Annotated in this window: 10 protein-coding genes and 3 rRNA genes; 11 read left to right on the forward strand and 2 right to left on the reverse strand. The window is 59.0% G+C overall.

Annotated elements, in window-relative coordinates:
- Nucleotide 1: 1 nt before the first annotated feature.
- Together JC616_RS01245 and JC616_RS01250 are read right to left on the reverse strand one after the other, a co-directional pair.
- Nucleotides 2–793 (reverse strand): ParA family protein, encoded by a 792-nt coding sequence (locus tag JC616_RS01245; RefSeq protein WP_107801157.1) that lies wholly within the window; start codon nucleotides 791–793, stop codon nucleotides 2–4.
- Between the two features lie 116 nt (nucleotides 794–909).
- Entirely contained in the window at nucleotides 910–1,392 is a 483-nt protein-coding gene (locus tag JC616_RS01250; RefSeq protein ID WP_107801156.1) for a surface-adhesin E family protein, read from the reverse strand.
- A 382-nt stretch (nucleotides 1,393–1,774) separates the two neighbouring features.
- Here JC616_RS01250 and recQ point away from each other — a divergent pair, with 382 nt between their 5' ends.
- The 11 genes from recQ to JC616_RS01310 all read left to right on the forward strand — a co-directional run bounded on the left by recQ (nucleotide 1,775) and on the right by JC616_RS01310 (nucleotide 17,573).
- Nucleotides 1,775–3,580, forward strand: coding sequence for a DNA helicase RecQ (recQ, locus tag JC616_RS01255; protein WP_227106342.1), 1,806 nt, complete (start codon nucleotides 1,775–1,777; stop codon nucleotides 3,578–3,580).
- Nucleotides 3,581–3,664: 84 nt separating this feature from the next.
- On the forward strand, nucleotides 3,665–4,882 hold the full coding sequence (argJ, locus tag JC616_RS01260) for a bifunctional glutamate N-acetyltransferase/amino-acid acetyltransferase ArgJ (RefSeq protein ID WP_107801154.1): 1,218 nt from the start codon (nucleotides 3,665–3,667) through the stop codon (nucleotides 4,880–4,882).
- A gap of 434 nt (nucleotides 4,883–5,316) precedes the next feature.
- Nucleotides 5,317–6,852, forward strand: a 16S ribosomal RNA gene (locus tag JC616_RS01265).
- Between the two features lie 304 nt (nucleotides 6,853–7,156).
- A 23S ribosomal RNA gene (locus tag JC616_RS01270) occupies nucleotides 7,157–10,045 on the forward strand.
- A 123-nt stretch (nucleotides 10,046–10,168) separates the two neighbouring features.
- Nucleotides 10,169–10,283: ribosomal RNA gene (gene rrf, locus JC616_RS01275) — 5S ribosomal RNA — on the forward strand.
- Together the 16S, 23S and 5S rRNA genes form the textbook arrangement of a ribosomal RNA operon.
- Nucleotides 10,284–10,477: 194 nt before the next feature.
- Nucleotides 10,478–10,999: a GspH/FimT family pseudopilin gene (locus JC616_RS01280; protein WP_107801153.1), complete on the forward strand. Its 522-nt coding sequence runs from the start codon at nucleotides 10,478–10,480 to the stop codon at nucleotides 10,997–10,999.
- A gap of 1 nt (nucleotide 11,000) precedes the next feature.
- The gene (pilV, locus tag JC616_RS01285) at nucleotides 11,001–11,567 is read left to right on the forward strand and encodes a type IV pilus modification protein PilV (protein WP_227106344.1); all 567 of its coding nucleotides are present in this window, start codon (nucleotides 11,001–11,003) and stop codon (nucleotides 11,565–11,567) included.
- Nucleotides 11,564–12,325: a PilW family protein gene (locus tag JC616_RS01290; RefSeq protein ID WP_227106346.1), complete on the forward strand. Its 762-nt coding sequence runs from the start codon at nucleotides 11,564–11,566 to the stop codon at nucleotides 12,323–12,325. The genes pilV and JC616_RS01290 overlap by 4 nt, the downstream gene beginning before the upstream one ends.
- On the forward strand, nucleotides 12,322–12,729 hold the full coding sequence (locus tag JC616_RS01295) for a pilus assembly PilX family protein (protein ID WP_107801150.1): 408 nt from the start codon (nucleotides 12,322–12,324) through the stop codon (nucleotides 12,727–12,729). Before JC616_RS01290 ends, JC616_RS01295 begins: the two co-directional genes overlap by 4 nt.
- An 11-nt stretch (nucleotides 12,730–12,740) precedes the next feature.
- The gene (locus tag JC616_RS01300; RefSeq protein WP_227106348.1) at nucleotides 12,741–17,114 is read left to right on the forward strand and encodes a pilus assembly protein; all 4,374 of its coding nucleotides are present in this window, start codon (nucleotides 12,741–12,743) and stop codon (nucleotides 17,112–17,114) included.
- A gap of 9 nt (nucleotides 17,115–17,123) precedes the next feature.
- Nucleotides 17,124–17,573, forward strand: a complete 450-nt coding sequence (locus JC616_RS01310; RefSeq protein WP_107801148.1) for a type IV pilin protein — start codon at nucleotides 17,124–17,126, stop codon at nucleotides 17,571–17,573.
- Nucleotides 17,574–17,684 lie beyond the last annotated feature (111 nt).

The following is a 17,684-nucleotide window of genomic DNA, read 5'->3' on the forward strand; positions in this document are numbered from 1 at the left end:
GCTAGGCCGGCCGTCCATCCCGCGCCAGCTCCTGGTAAAGCGCTTCGAACTCGCGAGACAGTTTGTGGCGCGGGTCCAGGTACACCATGGGAAGCGCCGCATCGTGTGACTCCCGGATTTTCACGGATGAAGACAGCGGAGAGGACAACACCGGCAGGCCTTCTTGCTTGAGCTCCTCCACCAGGCGCACCGGCAAACTGGCCCGCGCCTGGAACTGGTTGACCACGATGCCTTCGATGAACAACTCGGGATTGTGGTCGGCGCGGATTTCCTCGGTGTTCACTTTCAGGTTATAGAGGGCCTGGCGGGAAAAGGCATCGCAGTCGAAGGGAATCAGGCAGCGGTCAGCGGCGATCAGCGCCGAGCGGGTGAAGAAGTTCAAGGCCGGCGGAGTGTCGATCCAGATCTCGTCGAACCGGCCGCTCAAGCTGTCCAGCGCTTCCTTGAGTTTGAACATCTTGTAGCGCGCCTCCAGCTTGCCCATCAGCTCGGCAAGGTCCGGGTGCGAAGCCAGCAGACTGAGCCCGGTCAGCGGCGTGGCGCGGACAAAGTCCGCCGGTTCCTTGCTGAACATGGAAATGCTCAGCATCTGCTCGAACAGGCCGGCCAGCGACGGCGCGTCGTCCCGGGCGGCGGAACCCATCAGATAATGGCTGGCGTTGCCCTGCGGATCCAGGTCCACCAACAGCACCCGTTTGCCCTGTTTGGCGGCGACGGCGGCCAGATTGACGGTAATGGTGGACTTGCCCACCCCCCCTTTTTGATTGAAGACCACTCGTCGAATCGCTTGCATGGGCGCTCCAGGCATGGGGCCGGTTGGGCGGCGGGGCCGCTACGCAAAAAACGCCCGCTCGCGTTTTGGCGCGCCGCGGGACGCGGCCGCGAGCGAGCGGGCTGGGCGAAACGGGCTCAGAACCCGGGTTCGCCCTTGCATACCAGCAGCATCTGTTGATAGCTGGCCGAATTCTGCACTACCGGCATAGGTTTTATCTGAGCGTCATTATAGGTGAAGCTGGCGATCTGGCGGCCGTTCTCATCGAACAGCACCATGTCCAGCAGGCGGAAAGTGCGCTGCGAACAGTCTATCTGCCAAGTATTGATCGACACCTTGTGACGCGGCGTGGACAGGAAGTTTTCCTTCTTCAGATTGAAGATGGTCTTGCGGTCGCGAAAGCTGGCCACCTGGCCCTGCTTGCGGACAGACAGCTTGTCCAGCTCGTTCAGGATGTTGCCGTTGGGGGAAACCCCCAGGTTTTGCCAATCGGCGTTGGCCGGACTGGCCCCGGACTGAGCGGGCTTGCCGACGGTCGATGGGCTGGGTGCTTTGCTGGGGGCGCTGGCGCAGCCGCCGATCACTGCGGCCGCCAGCAGGACGGGCCAAATATTACGCATTAATGCCTCCAAGAAATCGTCGGTCAGTGTCGCACAGCCGGGGGAAGGCTCCAAGCGCCGGCGCGCGGAACGGCTTGCGCGGCGGTGGCTAGAGACGGGTGGCGGGCTGCCTTCGACAGTGCGGCGCCGCAAAAAATCCGCAATGCCATATAAGTATTTTTTTGCGAAAAAACGCCAAAAATAAATGAAAAAAAAGGAACTTCGCGAGTGTCCCACAGGTCCATGGTAGTGCGAGAGCATTTTTCCTCTTCGTTTCACATTGTCTCCATCCAACTTTATGGCCGCTGCACTCCAGCGGCCCTTTTTTTGCCCGTGGCTCCCGGGACAGGACGCTGCCGGCCACTTGCCGTACAATAGGCCCCTTCTCGCAAGAAGACGGCTTATGCAGGACGCGCTCTCCCTACTCAATAATATCTTCGGCTATCCCGAATTCCGCGGGCAGCAAGGGGAGATTGTCGATCACGTCGCCCAGGGCGGCCACGCGCTGGTGCTGATGCCCACCGGCGGCGGCAAGAGCCTCTGCTTTCAGATCCCCGCGTTGATGCGGCCGGGCGTCGCTATCGTGGTGTCGCCGCTGATCGCGCTGATGCAGGACCAGGTCGCCACCCTGGTGGAGCAGGGCGTGGCCGCCGCCTGTCTCAATTCCGCCACCCCGCTGGACGAGGCGCGCGACATCGCGCGCCAGGCGCGCGCCGGCTCGCTGGATCTTTTGTATGTGGCGCCGGAGCGCCTGCTGACCCCGCGTTTCCAAGAGTTCGTGTCGCAGCTGAACATCAGCCTGTTCGCCATCGACGAAGCGCATTGCGTCAGCCACTGGGGGCACGACTTCCGCCCGGAATACCAGCAATTGGGCTTTCTGGCCGAGCGCTTCCCGCAAGTGCCGCGCATCGCCCTGACCGCCACCGCCGACGAACAGACCCGCGCCGACATCATCCATTACCTGAAGCTGCAGGACGCGCGCGTCTTCCTGTCCAGCTTCGACCGGCCCAATCTGTTCTACCAAGTGGTGGAAAAGCACAACGCCAAAAAGCAGCTGCTCGACTTCATCCGCAACGAATACCCGGGCAGCGCCGGCATCGTTTACTGCCTGTCGCGCAAGCGCGTGGAAGACACCGCGCAATGGCTGTGCGACAACGGCATCCACGCCTTGCCCTACCACGCCGGCCTCAGTCATCAGCAGCGCGAGGCGAACCAGCGCGAATTCCTGCGCGACGAAGGCGTGGTCATGGTCGCCACCGTCGCCTTCGGCATGGGCATAGACAAGCCGGACGTGCGCTTCGTCGCCCATATCGACATGCCCAAGAGCCCGGAAAACTTTTATCAGGAATCCGGCCGCGCCGGCCGCGACGGCCTGCCCGCCGCCAGCTGGCTGTGCTATGGGCTCAACGACGTGGTGCAACTGCGGCAAATGATAGAAGGCGGGGAAATGGCCGAGCTGCAAAAGCAGGTGGAACTGGGCAAGCTCGAAGCCATGCTGGCCTTCTGCGAAGCCGCCTCCTGCCGCCGCCAGCACATCCTGGCGCATTTCAGCGAACAGAGCCGGCCTTGCGGCCATTGCGACAACTGTCTGCATCCGCCGATCACCTTCGACGCCACCGTGGCGGTGCAAAAGCTGCTGTCCTGCATCTACCGGGTGGAGCAGCGCTTCTCCGCCGGCCACGTGATCGACGTGCTGCTGGGCCGCGCCAATCAAAGCGTCGGTCATTACGGCCATGACAAGCTGTCCACCTTCGGCATCGGCCGCGACTACAACCAACGCGTTTGGCGCTCCATCATCCGCCAACTGGTGGCGCGCAAGCTGCTGCATGTCGACATCGCCCGCGGTCAGTCGCTGGTGTTGAGCGACGAATGCCGGGCCGTGCTCAAAGGCCAGGAAAAAGTCTATCTGCGGCCGCTGGCCGACGATAAGGCGACGCGCAGCAGCGCCAGCGCCGATCGCTGGCTGCGCACCGAGCGCGAAGAGCGGCTGTGGCAGGCGCTGCGCGGCTGGCGCCGGCAAATGGCGGACGAACACAATGTGCCGGCCTACGCGGTGTTCTCCGACCGCACCCTGCGCGACCTGGTGGAAAAGCATCCCAGCTCCCGCGCCGGCTTGGCCAAGGTGTATGGATTGGGCGAACTCAAGCTGGCGCGCTACGGCGAAGCGCTGCTTGAACTGCTGAGCGCGGCGGCGGCCGAAGCGGGTTGATCCGGCCGCTGTTTTTGTTTCCGGTCCGGCGGATCAAATCCGCTACAATCGATGCGAATAATATTGATTGATCTGGAGCGATAGATGGCAGTAAACCTCAAGCCCGTCAGCGGCGAACATCTCTTCCCCATTCCCGGCGTGGAACTGAGCGTTGCCGCCGCCGGCATCAAGAAAGCCGACCGCAACGACGTGCTGGTCATTCGTCTGGACAAAGGCAACACGGTTGCCGGCGTATTCACCCAAAACCGCTTCTGCGCCGCGCCGGTGCAAATCTGCAAAAAGCATCTGGACGCCGGCGTGCAGATCCGCGCGCTGGTCGTCAACACCGGCAACGCCAACGCCGGCACCGGCGAACAAGGACGCAGCGACGCGCTGCAAGTCTGCCGCACGCTGGCCGACGAACTGGGCTGCCAGCCGGAACAGATCCTACCCTTTTCCACCGGCGTCATCCTGGAACCGCTGCCGGTGGACAAGATCACCGCGGCGCTGCCGCATCGGCAAGGTGCGGACTGGGCCGACGCCGCCCGCGCCATCATGACCACGGACACCGCGCCCAAGGCGGTCAGCGCCCGCCTGACGCTGGACGGTCATCCGGTCAACATTACCGGCATCTCCAAGGGCGCCGGCATGATTCATCCCAATATGGCCACCATGCTGGGCTTCATCGCCACCGACGCCGCCGTGACGCGCCCGGTGCTGCGTCAGCTGGTGAAGGAAGTGGCCGATGTTTCCTTCAATTGCATCTCGGTGGACGGCGACACCTCCACCAACGACAGCTTTATTCTGATCTCCACCGGTCAAAGCGGCGCTCCGTTGATCGATTCGCCGCAGCTGGCGGCTTATCAGGCGCTGAAGGCGGAACTGATTCAAGTCGCCACGGCGCTGGCTCAGGCCATCGTCCGCGACGGCGAGGGCGCCACCAAGTTCATCACCGTCAAAGTTGAGGGCGGCCGCTCCTTCGAAGAGTGCAAGGACGTCGCTTACGCCATCGCGCGTTCCCCGCTGGTGAAAACCGCTTTCTTCGCTTCCGACCCAAACCTGGGGCGCCTGCTGTGCGCCATCGGCTACGCCGGGGTGCAGGACCTGGATGTCGATCGCCTGGAGCTGTATCTGGACGAGGTGCTGGTCGCCGTCAACGGCGGACGCAATCCTCTATATAAAGAAGAAGACGGCCAGCGCGTGATGGCCCAGCCGGAAATCCTGGTGCGGGTAAACCTGGGGCGCGGCGCGGCGGAAGCCACGGTTTGGACCTGCGACTTCTCTTATGACTATGTGAAGATCAATGCAGACTACCGCAGCTGAGCAAGGCGTTTTAGCCGTTTGGGCCGCTCCGTTTGCCGGAATGCCGGCCTCCTGCCCAGAAAAAGCCCCGTCAATCGGGGCTTTTTCGCATCCTGCGCGTTTCCTCCGCGCGGGCTTGTCGGAGCGTTGGAGAGAAATTGTTCAGGCTCGGAATGACAGCTTCTTTACAAATCAAAAGCTTGCCGGCGCTGCTTGCGAAATCTCCGTCTTTTTTCAAAATAGGTGTTGACGGAGCGAGGGCTGTAACGTATATTTCACCTCCTCAGCAGACAACGCAGCGGCGGAAACGAAACGCAGCGACCTGCACCGATCTTTAACAGAACGAATAACCGATAGGTGTAAGTGCTCGGTCGATGACCAAACACTTGCACTGCAAGACGAGAAATGTCTCGATGTTTCTTTGATCTTGCGTGCCAGAAAATTTGCTTGGAATTGAACTGAAGAGTTTGATCCTGGCTCAGATTGAACGCTGGCGGCATGCTTTACACATGCAAGTCGAACGGTAACAGGGTGCTTGCACCGCTGACGAGTGGCGAACGGGTGAGTAATGCATCGGAATGTACCGTGTAATGGGGGATAGCTCGGCGAAAGCCGGATTAATACCGCATACGCCCTGAGGGGGAAAGTGGGGGACCGAAAGGCCTCACGTTATACGAGCAGCCGATGTCTGATTAGCTAGTTGGTGAGGTAAAGGCTCACCAAGGCGTCGATCAGTAGCGGGTCTGAGAGGATGATCCGCCACACTGGGACTGAGACACGGCCCAGACTCCTACGGGAGGCAGCAGTGGGGAATTTTGGACAATGGGCGCAAGCCTGATCCAGCCATGCCGCGTGTCTGAAGAAGGCCTTCGGGTTGTAAAGGACTTTTGTCCGGGAGCAAATCCTAGTGGTTAATAACCGCTGGGTCTGAGAGTACCGGAAGAATAAGCACCGGCTAACTACGTGCCAGCAGCCGCGGTAATACGTAGGGTGCAAGCGTTAATCGGAATTACTGGGCGTAAAGCGTGCGCAGGCGGTTGTGCAAGTCTGATGTGAAAGCCCCGGGCTTAACCTGGGAACGGCATTGGAGACTGCACGACTAGAGTGCGTCAGAGGGGGGTAGAATTCCGCGTGTAGCAGTGAAATGCGTAGAGATGCGGAGGAATACCGATGGCGAAGGCAGCCCCCTGGGATGACACTGACGCTCATGCACGAAAGCGTGGGGAGCAAACAGGATTAGATACCCTGGTAGTCCACGCCCTAAACGATGTCAACTAGCTGTTGGGGGTTTGAATCCTTGGTAGCGTAGCTAACGCGAGAAGTTGACCGCCTGGGGAGTACGGCCGCAAGGTTAAAACTCAAAGGAATTGACGGGGACCCGCACAAGCGGTGGATGATGTGGATTAATTCGATGCAACGCGAAAAACCTTACCTGGTCTTGACATGTAACGAACGCCGCAGAGATGTGGTGGTGCCCGAAAGGGAGCGTTAACACAGGTGCTGCATGGCTGTCGTCAGCTCGTGTCGTGAGATGTTGGGTTAAGTCCCGCAACGAGCGCAACCCTTGCCATTAGTTGCCATCATTAAGTTGGGCACTCTAATGGGACTGCCGGTGACAAACCGGAGGAAGGTGGGGATGACGTCAAGTCCTCATGGCCCTTATGACCAGGGCTTCACACGTCATACAATGGTCGGTACAGAGGGTCGCGAAGCCGCGAGGTGGAGCCAATCTCATAAAACCGATCGTAGTCCGGATCGCACTCTGCAACTCGAGTGCGTGAAGTCGGAATCGCTAGTAATCGCAGATCAGCATGCTGCGGTGAATACGTTCCCGGGTCTTGTACACACCGCCCGTCACACCATGGGAGTGAGTTTCACCAGAAGTGGGTAGGCTAACCGTAAGGAGGCCGCTTACCACGGTGGGATTCATGACTGGGGTGAAGTCGTAACAAGGTAGCCGTAGGGGAACCTGCGGCTGGATCACCTCCTTTCTAGAGAAGGTTGTTGATCGAGTACTTACAGCCTATCGGTTATTCGCGAGTTTGAGTCTCGCGATCAGAGTGCTTGGATGAGTACTGTGATCGCGTTGTTTGAACGCACTGATCTTTAACAAACTGAAGAAGCCGAATATATAAAGACGGCGAGAAGGAAGCGTAGAGTTAACTCTTTACGCGGACGGATCGTCATCTTGGGTATTTGATTGTATCTAGGCTACGTCGCCATATCAAAAGGGGCGGTGTAGTCGTCGCACAAACACACTTGTTGTTTTGGTGATCTAGGTTACTGAAATGATAGGGTCAAGCGACTAAGTGCATCTGGTGGATGCCTTGGCGATCATAGGCGAAGAAGGACGTGTAAGCCTGCGAAAAGCGCGGGGGAGCTGGCAATAGAGCTTTGATCCCGCGATGTCCGAATGGGGAAACCCCTCCGCAAGGAGATCCCAGACTGAATCCATAGGTCTGAGGAGGCGAACGCAGCGAACTGAAACATCTAAGTAGCTGCAGGAAAAGAAATCAACCGAGATTCCGTTAGTAGTGGCGAGCGAACGCGGAAGAGCCTGTACGTGTTATGGATTGTGTTAGTGGAAGGTTCATGGAAAGGACCGCCATAGTGGGTGATAGCCCCGTACACGAAAACGCATTCCAAGGACTAGGCGTACGATAAGTAGGGCGGGACACGAGAAATCCTGTCTGAAGATGGGGGGACCATCCTCCAAGGCTAAATACTCATGATCGACCGATAGTGAACCAGTACCGTGAGGGAAAGGCGAAAAGAACCCCGGGAGGGGAGTGAAATAGAACCTGAAACCGGATGCATACAAACAGTGGGAGCGGACTTGTTCCGTGACTGCGTACCTTTTGTATAATGGGTCAGCGACTTACGTTCAGTAGCGAGCTTAACCGAATAGGGGAGGCGTAGGGAAACCGAGTCCGAATAGGGCGCTTTAGTTGCTGGGCGTAGACCCGAAACCGAGTGATCTATCCATGGCCAGGATGAAGGTGCGGTAACACGCACTGGAGGTCCGAACCCACTAGTGTTGCAAAACTAGGGGATGAGCTGTGGATAGGGGTGAAAGGCTAAACAAACTCGGAGATAGCTGGTTCTCCCCGAAAACTATTTAGGTAGTGCCTCATGTATCACTTCCGGGGGTAAAGCACTGTTATGGCTAGGGGGTCATTGCGATTTACCAAACCATGGCAAACTCTGAATACCGGAAAGTGCGAGCATGGGAGACAGACGGTGGGTGCTAACGTCCATCGTCAAGAGGGAAACAACCCAGACCGCCAGCTAAGGTCCCAAATGATCAGTTAAGTGGTAAACGAGGTGGGAAGGCATAGACAGCCAGGATGTTGGCTTAGAAGCAGCCATCATTTAAAGAAAGCGTAATAGCTCACTGGTCGAGTCGTCCTGCGCGGAAGATGTAACGGGGCTCAAACTGATAACCGAAGCTGCGGATTTGCACGTAAGTGCAGATGGTAGGGGAGCGTTCTGTAGGTCTGTGAAGGTGTCTCGTAAGGGATGCTGGAGATATCAGAAGTGCGAATGCTGACATGAGTAGCGATAAAGCGGGTGAAAAGCCCGCTCGCCGAAAGCCCAAGGTTTCCTACGCAACGTTCATCGGCGTAGGGTGAGTCGGCCCCTAAGGCGAGGCTGAAAAGCGTAGTCGATGGGAAACGGGTTAAAATTCCCGTACTTTTATGCAGTGCGATGTGGGGACGGAGAAGGTTAGGTCATCAGACTGTTGGAATAGTCTGTTTAAGCCGGTAGGCTGGGGTGGTAGGCAAATCCGCCGCCCCTTAAGGCCGAGACGTGATGACGAGGGTCTACGGACCTGAAGTGACTGATACCACGCTTCCAGGAAAAGCCACTAAGCTTCAGCTGCATAAGAACCGTACCGCAAACCGACACAGGTGGGCAGGATGAGAATTCTAAGGCGCTTGAGAGAACTCAGGAGAAGGAACTCGGCAAATTGATACCGTAACTTCGGGAGAAGGTATGCCTCTTAGAGTGAATCCCCTGCGGGAGGAGCTTTGAGAGGTCGCAGAGAATCGGTGGCTGCGACTGTTTAACAAAAACACAGCACTGTGCCAACACGAAAGTGGACGTATACGGTGTGACGCCTGCCCGGTGCTGGAAGGTTAAGTGATGGGGTGCAAGCTCTTGATCGAAGCCCCAGTAAACGGCGGCCGTAACTATAACGGTCCTAAGGTAGCGAAATTCCTTGTCGGGTAAGTTCCGACCCGCACGAATGGCGTAACGATGGCCACACTGTCTCCTCCTGAGACTCAGCGAAGTTGAAGTGTTTGTGAAGATGCAATCTCCCCGCTGCTAGACGGAAAGACCCCGTGAACCTTTACTGTAGCTTTGCATTGGACTTTGAACAGACTTGTGTAGGATAGGTGGGAGGCTATGAAGTGGGAACGCTAGTTCTCATGGAGCCGTCCTTGAAATACCACCCTGGTGTGTTTGAGGTTCTAACCTTGGTCCGTGATCCGGATTGGGGACAGTGCATGGTAGGCAGTTTGACTGGGGCGGTCTCCTCCCAAAGTGTAACGGAGGAGTTCGAAGGTTACCTAGGTACGGTCGGAAATCGTGCTGATAGTGCAATGGCAAAAGGTAGCTTAACTGCGAGACCGACAAGTCGAGCAGGTGCGAAAGCAGGACATAGTGATCCGGTGGTTCTGAATGGAAGGGCCATCGCTCAACGGATAAAAGGTACTCCGGGGATAACAGGCTGATACCGCCCAAGAGTTCACATCGACGGCGGTGTTTGGCACCTCGATGTCGGCTCATCACATCCTGGGGCTGTAGCCGGTCCCAAGGGTATGGCTGTTCGCCATTTAAAGTGGTACGTGAGCTGGGTTCAAAACGTCGTGAGACAGTTTGGTCCCTATCTGCAGTGGGCGTTGGAAGTTTGACGGGGGCTGCTCCTAGTACGAGAGGACCGGAGTGGACGCACCTCTGGTGTACCGGTTGTGACGCCAGTCGCATTGCCGGGTAGCTAAGTGCGGAAGAGATAACCGCTGAAAGCATCTAAGCGGGAAACTCGCCTGAAGATGAGACTTCCCTGAGGGCTTGACCCTCCTGAAGAGTCGTTCGAGACCAGGACGTTGATAGGTCGGGTGTGGAAGCGCTGTGAGGCGTTAAGCTAACCGATACTAATTGCTCGTGAGGCTTGATCCTATCATTTGAGTGGCTTGGGAAACCGAGTGACGAGATAGTGGTTGTGCGACACAATTGAATACCGAATATATGTGGGTTGATCGAGTATCGACCTAGGCTTCTTCAAGTTTGTACCAGTTTATGTCTGGTGGCCATAGCGAGGTGGTCCCACGCCTTCCCATCCCGAACAGGACCGTGAAACGCCTTAGCGCCGATGATAGTGTGGCATTCGCCATGTGAAAGTAGGACACCGCCAGACGCCCCATTGCAAAGCCCAGCTCACACGAGCTGGGCTTTATGCATTGCATCGCCGTCTGGCTGACGATCCCTTTCCCGTTTCTGCTCCTTGTCTTTCCCTTCTGTCTTGATTTAGTTGCCGCTTGTCCAGCCAGGCTTGCCTGCGTTCGCTTCTCTATACAATCCTGAAAAAACAGCTTAAGCAATGGGAATGGAATGGGCCGGCGAACGACGTTGGGTGGTTTCACCATGGTTGAGCTATTGGTGACCATTGCGGTGGTGGGGATTGGCCTGGCATTGGCGGTGCCGGCGTTTAACCAATTCATCGACACCAATCGTTACCAGGCGTTGTCGCGCGCCTTGGTGGCGGACATGACCAATGCCCGCGCCGAAGCGATTCGCCGCGGCGTGCCGGTGGGTGTGTGCGCATCGACCGATGGCAGCAGTTGTTCCAATGCGGCCAGCAATTGGTCGGTGGGCTGGCTGGTTTTCGCCGATCTCGACGGCAGCGGCGCGCCTTCCAGTAGCGAAATCCTATCGGTGCATAACCCTGGCGGCGCCGCTGTCGCTTCGAGCACGGTGGCCGGTTTTCGTTTTGCGCCCAGCGGCGAGGCGAGGGGGGCGACGGCCAGCGGCACGCGTCTGACCACCACGCTGCAGATACTGTTTCAAAGCCAGACCACAACGGCCAGCAGCACGGTGCAGGTGGCGCCGTACGGCTTGATAAGCGGGAATTGATATGCGCGCACGGATAAGAGCGGAGGCCGGGTTCTCCTTGCTGGAGGTGCTGATCTCAGTGCTGGTGGTGGCCCTGGGCATGTTGGCCATGGCCGGCATGCAGCTGAAATCCATCCGCGATTCGCATGACGCTTATATGCGCAGCCTGGCTTCGGAACTGGCGGTGGAGGCGGCCGAGCGGGTGAGGGCGGCGACCGGCGATCAGGTTTACGCCCTGAATACCGCCAGCAATCAGATGGACTTGAATGGCGCGATGGGGTGCTACGCCTCCGGGGTGGCGACGTCGGATTGTACCGCCAACAGTTCCGCCACGCAGACCATGGCGACGACAGACACTTCTTACTTTTCATCCACGGCCAATAGTTTGCTGGGTTCGGGCTCGGTGCAGGTTCTGCTGAAAAAGGCGGACGGCAGTTCCGCGGCTACCTTGAGCGCGTGTAGCTACAGCCTGGCAGGGGCGGGTACGGGTACGGCTTGTCAGGTTTCGGTCAGCGTCAGCTGGCAGGAAAAAGCGGCGAGCGGCACCACGCCCATGCAAACCCAGACCTTCGAGTACCGATTCCGATGAAAACCTTGGCGATGCGCAGCCGCCGTGAAGGCGGCATGACCTTGATCGAGCTGATGGTGGCGTTGACACTGGGCTTGATGGTGGTGCTGCTGGTCGGCCAGGTGTTCTATTCCAACAAGACCGTGTTTCGCAGCCAGGCGGCGCAGGCCGAGGTGCAGGAGAAAGGCCGTTTCGCCCTCCGCTGGATATCGGAGCAAGTGCGTCAGGCCGGCTATGTGGACACCACCAGGCTGGCCAATGGCTTGGCCGTCAATTTCCCCGCCAGCGGCACGACATTCACGAGCGCGGGCACGGTGTTGCTGGAGGCGAGCGGCACTTTGAACTACCGCTTTTACGGAAATAACGATAATCAGATCATAGATTGCCAGGGCAGTCCGGTGGCCAGCGCGTCGACGGCTTATAGTTTCGCAATTGCCCGCACCGCCAGCGATGTGATGACCTGCGCCTCGGCGGGCAGCACCAGCACGGTGTTGAGCGGGGTGAAGCAATTGGTGCTGACGTATGGGGTGGATAGCAGCACGACGCCGGATAATATTCCGGAGAGTTATGTCGCGGCGGCGGCGGTTGCCGATTGGACCAAAGTGCATGTGGTGAGGGTTTGCATCCTGGTGGAGTCGGACACTCAGTACACCGCGCCCAGCGGCTACTCCGTGACCGACTGCAATGGCAGCGCCTATCCGGCGGCCGGGGTGTCCAATAACGGCAAGCTGGCGCGTACCTTCCGGACCTCCATCTTCTTGCGGAACAATCTGTCATGACGGCCAAGGCGCAACAGCAGGGGTTTTCATTACTGGTGGCCCTGATCTTCCTGACCGTGCTGGCGATGCTCGGTTTCGGGGCGGTGCGTTCGGCGCTGATGGAAGAAAAACTGGGCGGCAACAATCGCGAGCGGGCCATCGCCTTCATGGCGGCGGAAGTGGCGATGCGTCAGGCCGAGACTTATATCGCCACGGCCGACAATCTGCCGGCAAGCGGCACCACGGCGAGCGGCACTGTCGCCGTGTCCAATTCGGCCGCATCCGCCACCTATACCATCAGCTATGTCAGCACCAGCGGGGGACGAGATTATTACCTGTTGCGGGCGACGGGCTACGGCGGCCGCAAGACCCTGTTGAACACAACTCAGACGCAATTGGAGTCCGTCGTCTGGGTGGAGCAGTAAGGAGACGGAAGATGGCGCGCATCTTGATGCAAGGTTGCTTGAGTCTGATCTTGGCCCTGACCCAGGGAAGCCTGGCCTGGGCGTTGACCATTCCGACCCAGCCCTTATTGCAAAACACTTTGCAAGTGAACCCGATCAATCTGCTGGTGATGGGCAAGAGCCATAATCTGTTTGTCGCGGCTTATAACGACTATACCGATCTGGATGGTGTCGGGATGCCGGATATCGGCTACAAGCCCAAGTCCATCGACTATTACGGCTATTTCGACTCCTTCAAGTGTTACACCTATAGCTCATCCAGCAGTGCTTTCGTCCCTTACGCGACGACCAGCGACAAAACCTGCGACGGCTCGCACTGGAGCGGGGACTTCCTCAACTACGTCACCATGTCGCGCATCGACGTGCTGCGCAAATCGCTGTATGGCGGCAAGCGGGCCAGCGCTTCGCCCGCGACGCTGATCCGCTCCAACATCCCGCTGGACGCCCATGTCTGGGGCAAATCTTTCGGCAGCGTCATTTCCATTAGCCCCACGGTGTCCTTGGCCTCCTACGTTGATACCACGCTGGGCGTGTCCAAGTATGAAAACGGCGCCGGCACCTCTACCAGCACCATTGCCAGCATGCTGTCGGCGGGCCGCAACATCGTCATGGTGAACATGGATAGCGGCACCTATCCCGGTACGCCGGTGCTGCGGATCGCGGCGATGGATCCCACCAAGAACGTGATGACGGACTGGGTCAGCACCGAGAGCAACGGCAAGCTGTCTCAGAACTTCACCGCCTTGACCCTGCAAGTGCGGGTGTGCGTGGCGGGCTTGCTGGAGAGCAACTGCAATCAGTACGGCAGCAATTACCTGCCCACCGGTCTGCTGCACAAATACGGCATCAGCAGCAATATGGAGTTTGGCTTACTGACCGGCTCGTATGACTCGCCGCAGTTGGGCGGGGTGCTGCGCGACGCCATCGGCAAGTTCGGCGACGAATTGAACAGCGACGGTACTTTTAAGGCTGGGGGTACGGCCGATACGATCGACCGCCTCAGGATCAATAAGCCCAGCTCCAGCTACGACACCTCCACCAGCGGCAGCGGCAACTGGGGCAACCCGGTGGCCACCATGTATTACGAGGGCCTGCGTTATCTGGCGGGCAAGAGCGGGCCCAAATTCATCACCGGCACCACCTCGATCGATACCAGTACTTTGGGCCTGCCCAAGATCACCAGCTGGACCAACCCCTATAACGGCAGGGCCTGGTGCACCAAGCCCTTTGTCACCGTGATCAGCGAGGCTTTGACCTCTTACGACAGTCAGATGCCGGGCTCGCCCTGGGGCTTCTCCTACAGCAACGATTTGAGCGGGATGAACGTCAGCCAGTTGGGCAACACCTTGTGGGGCTACCAGTTTGGCAGCGGTAGTAAGAACGTGATGATAGGAGAGGTGTCCGGCGGCACCGCCGACGGTTTGCCGACCAGCAAGCCCGCCTCCAATTTCGATGTCCGCGGCTTGTCGCCGGAGGAGCCGACGCGGCAGGGCAGCTTTTACGCGGCGATGGCCGCTTATTATGCGCGCACCAATATCCTGGTGACGCCGACCAGTCCGCCCAGCGGCGCCACCTTGGCGCCGGTGCGCACTTTCGCGGTGGGGCTGTCTTCGCCCCTGCCCAAGATCACCGTGCCCTTGACCGGCGGTTCGGTGACGCTGGTGCCTTTCGGCAAGGTGGTGATTGGCGCAAGCAATACCTTGACCATTACCAACTTCTTCCTGACCAGCGCGGCCAGCGACGGCAGTTCCTATTCCTTTCAGGTGAACTTCGACGATAGCGAGTTCGGCAGCGACTACGACCTGGATGCTATCGCGACTTATCAGATCAGCAAGGTGGGCAGCAATCAGGTGCAGGTGACGGTCAACTCCACCTATGCGGCCAGCGGCTACGCAAACCATCTGGGTTTTATCATCTCCGGTGTGCAACCCTTGGCCGGGGCCTCCACCGAGAACAAGGCCGGCGCCTACCTGGTGGTGCGCGAGAACGAGTCAAGCAGCGCTACTCAGTGCATAGGCACCAGCAGCGGGCAGTCCGGCTACAACCCGCTGAACTACGGTCTCAGCAGCGCTAGCTGCAAGGTGCTGCCCTTGACCTTCACCGCCACCTTCACGCTGGATCCGACCAAGGGCTCGACTACGCTGTTCGAGAGCCCGTTGTGGTATATGGCCAAATACGGCGGCTTCACCGACAACAAGACCAATCCCAGCAGCCCCAATTCCTTTGACCCGAACAATGTCTGGCAATGGGACGCGGACGGCGACGGCAACCCCGACAATTACTCGCTGGTCAGCAACCCGTCCAAATTGAACGCGCAGCTGGATCAGGCCTTCCAGAACATCAGCAATCAGAACGGCTCGGGTTCGGCCGGTGTGGGCAGCAAGTCCACGATCAGCGGCGACACCTATTACTACGAAGCCTCGGTCAACAGCGCGGACTGGTCCGGGGATTTGAGCGCCCGCAAGATTCTGGTCAGCGGCACCAGCCTGTCCCTGAGCAATCCCTTGTGGAACGCCAAGCTGAAGGTGAGCAGCGACACCGGTCGCCAGATCATCACTTCCAGCGGCGGCATCGGCGGCGGGCAAGCCTTCCAGTGGTCCAGCCTGAACACCGTGCAGCAGCAGGCTCTGCGGGCGTCCTCGTCCGAGCTCAGCTCGGTGACGCAAAGCCGGCTGACTTATCTGCGCGGCAGCCCGGCGAACGAGGGCTACGGCAGCACCCAGTTCCGGCCGCGGCCCGCCACCAAGCTGGGAGACATCGTCAACTCCTCGCCGGCTTACATCCCGGCGCCGGCGAACGGCTCCAGCGATCCGAACTACAGCAGCACCAGCTACCAGTCCTTCGTGACGAGCAAGGGTAGCCGTTCCTCCATGGTGTACGTGGGCGCCAACGACGGCATGCTGCATGGCTTTCAGGCTACCACCGGCGTAGAACTGCTGGCCTACATCCCCTCGCCGGTGTTCGGCAACCTGAACCTGCTGGCCAGCAACTCCTATACCCATAACTTCTATGTCGACTCGACCCCGGTTGCCGTCGACGCCCAGATTGGCAGCACCTGGGGCAGCTATCTGGCCGGCGGCCTGGGCGCGGGCGGTAAGGGCTTGTATCTGCTGGATATCACCAATCCGGACGCCTTCAGCGAAAGCAGCGCCGCCTCCATCGCCAAATGGGAGTTCAACGCCACCAACGATCTGGACATGGGCTATGTGTTCGGCGCGCCGCAGATCATCAAACTCAACGACAACAAGTGGTATGTGGTCAGCCACAATGGCTACAACAGCACCAACGGCGACGCCGCCCTGCTGATTCTGTCGCTGGATTCCAGCGTCAGCTGGGTCCTGAACAGCAATTACTACAAGCTGTCCACCTTGTCCGGCACCGCGGTGTCGCCTAACGGCCTCTCCACCATCGAGCCGGTGGATCTGGACGGCAACGGCACGATAGACGTGGTCTACGCCGGGGATCTGAAGGGCAATATGTGGAAGTTCGACCTCAGCTCCGGCACGCCGTCCAATTGGAAGGTGGCCTTGAACCGCGTGCCCTTGTTCAGCGCCAAAGACAGCAGCGGCGTGGCCCAGCCCATCGTGCTGGCGCCGGTGACCGCGCCCATGCCGGTCAGCAACGGCGTCACCTCGGCGAGCAATAGCAACCGGATTGTGATGTTCGGCACCGGCAAATACATAGAAAGCTGCGACAAGACCAGTAGCTGCACGCCGGAATCCAACAGCCACAGTGTGTACGGCATTTGGGACTGGGGCGCGCCGGTCTGCGATCGCCGTCTGTTGTTGCAACAAACCCTATCCACCAATGTAATCAGCGGCACCACTTACCGGCAGGCCACCAATACCTCGATCAGCTGGAAAGACTACACGCTGGCCAGCGCGACGGCGAACCAGAGCTGCTCGACGCAGTACGGCTCGATCAGCTCCACCGCCGGCAAGTTGGGCTGGTACGAGGATTTGAACATCAGCGGCGAGCGGGTGGTGGGGATGCTGAACTATTATTCGAAGACGCTGGAATATCAGACCTATATCCCTTCTTCGGATACCAGCGATATTTGCACGCCCAAGGACGCCGCCTATATTCTGCGGGTGCAGTACGATAACGGCGGCGCCGGGATCAAGCCCAAGCTGGCGGACACCGTGGCGCAGACGACGGACTCCTCCGGCAACTACAAGCCCATCATCGGCAAGCAGATGGGCGGCTCGTTGGGCACCACCGATTTTGTCCTGAGCGGCAAGGTCTACTCGCTGTCCAGCAGCACCACGGGCAGCACCTCGATCACGGGCTGGAACTTGGGGCGTAGCTGGAAGCGCGTCACCTGGCGCGAACTGACCAATAACTGAGGATGGGGAATGGGATATCGCAGCAAAGCGGCGCGGCGGACACATCGCGGCTTCACCTTGATAGAGCTGATTGTCGTGGTGGCCATTATCGGCATTTTGGTCAGCATCGCCTTGCCGTCGTACACCAACTACGTGCAACGCACCTATCGGGCCGAAGTGCAGACCGAGCTGCAAGCCATCGCCCAGGCGCAGGAAAAATACTTCACGCTGAATAATGCTTATGCCTCCTCGCTGACCGCGCTGAGCTACGCCTCCTCCAGCATTAGCAGCCAGGACAACCGCTACACCATCACCATGGGCGATCTGAGCGCCTCCGCCACATTGGCCAACGGCCAGGGCTATACCTTGCAGGCGGCCCCGGCCGGCGGGCAGGTGGGAGAGAGCTGCGGCACGCTGAGCCTCAATAGCCTGGGCAGCAAGAGCGCTGCCAGCGGCACCGTCAGCAATTGCTGGCGCTGAGGGCGAAACGAGACAGCCGCGGACCGGAGTCCGCGGCTTGGCTAGCGGCAGCGGTGGGGGGCTGTGGTATCCTTCGCAACTTGATGTCCATGGGAGCGTGGCCGCCCATGG

The sequence above is a fragment of the Chromobacterium rhizoryzae genome, assembly GCF_020544465.1.
In the GTDB taxonomy this organism is placed as follows: domain Bacteria; phylum Pseudomonadota; class Gammaproteobacteria; order Burkholderiales; family Chromobacteriaceae; genus Chromobacterium.

Excerpts from the sequence above, each read along its gene's own strand:
- JC616_RS01290 (WP_227106346.1), top strand. The coding sequence starts at position 11,564 with ATGAAAACCTTGGCGATGCGCAGCCGCCGTGAAGGCGGCATGACCTTG.
- JC616_RS01295 (WP_107801150.1), top strand. The coding sequence starts at position 12,322 with ATGACGGCCAAGGCGCAACAGCAGGGGTTTTCATTACTGGTGGCCCTG.
- recQ (WP_227106342.1), top strand. The coding sequence starts at position 1,775 with ATGCAGGACGCGCTCTCCCTACTCAATAATATCTTCGGCTATCCCGAA.
- JC616_RS01250 (WP_107801156.1), bottom strand. The coding sequence starts at position 1,392 with ATGCGTAATATTTGGCCCGTCCTGCTGGCGGCCGCAGTGATCGGCGGC.
- JC616_RS01300 (WP_227106348.1), top strand. The coding sequence starts at position 12,741 with ATGGCGCGCATCTTGATGCAAGGTTGCTTGAGTCTGATCTTGGCCCTG.
- JC616_RS01245 (WP_107801157.1), bottom strand. The coding sequence starts at position 793 with ATGCAAGCGATTCGACGAGTGGTCTTCAATCAAAAAGGGGGGGTGGGC.
- pilV (WP_227106344.1), top strand. The coding sequence starts at position 11,001 with ATGCGCGCACGGATAAGAGCGGAGGCCGGGTTCTCCTTGCTGGAGGTG.
- JC616_RS01310 (WP_107801148.1), top strand. The coding sequence starts at position 17,124 with ATGGGATATCGCAGCAAAGCGGCGCGGCGGACACATCGCGGCTTCACC.
- argJ (WP_107801154.1), top strand. The coding sequence starts at position 3,665 with ATGGCAGTAAACCTCAAGCCCGTCAGCGGCGAACATCTCTTCCCCATT.
- JC616_RS01280 (WP_107801153.1), top strand. The coding sequence starts at position 10,478 with ATGGGCCGGCGAACGACGTTGGGTGGTTTCACCATGGTTGAGCTATTG.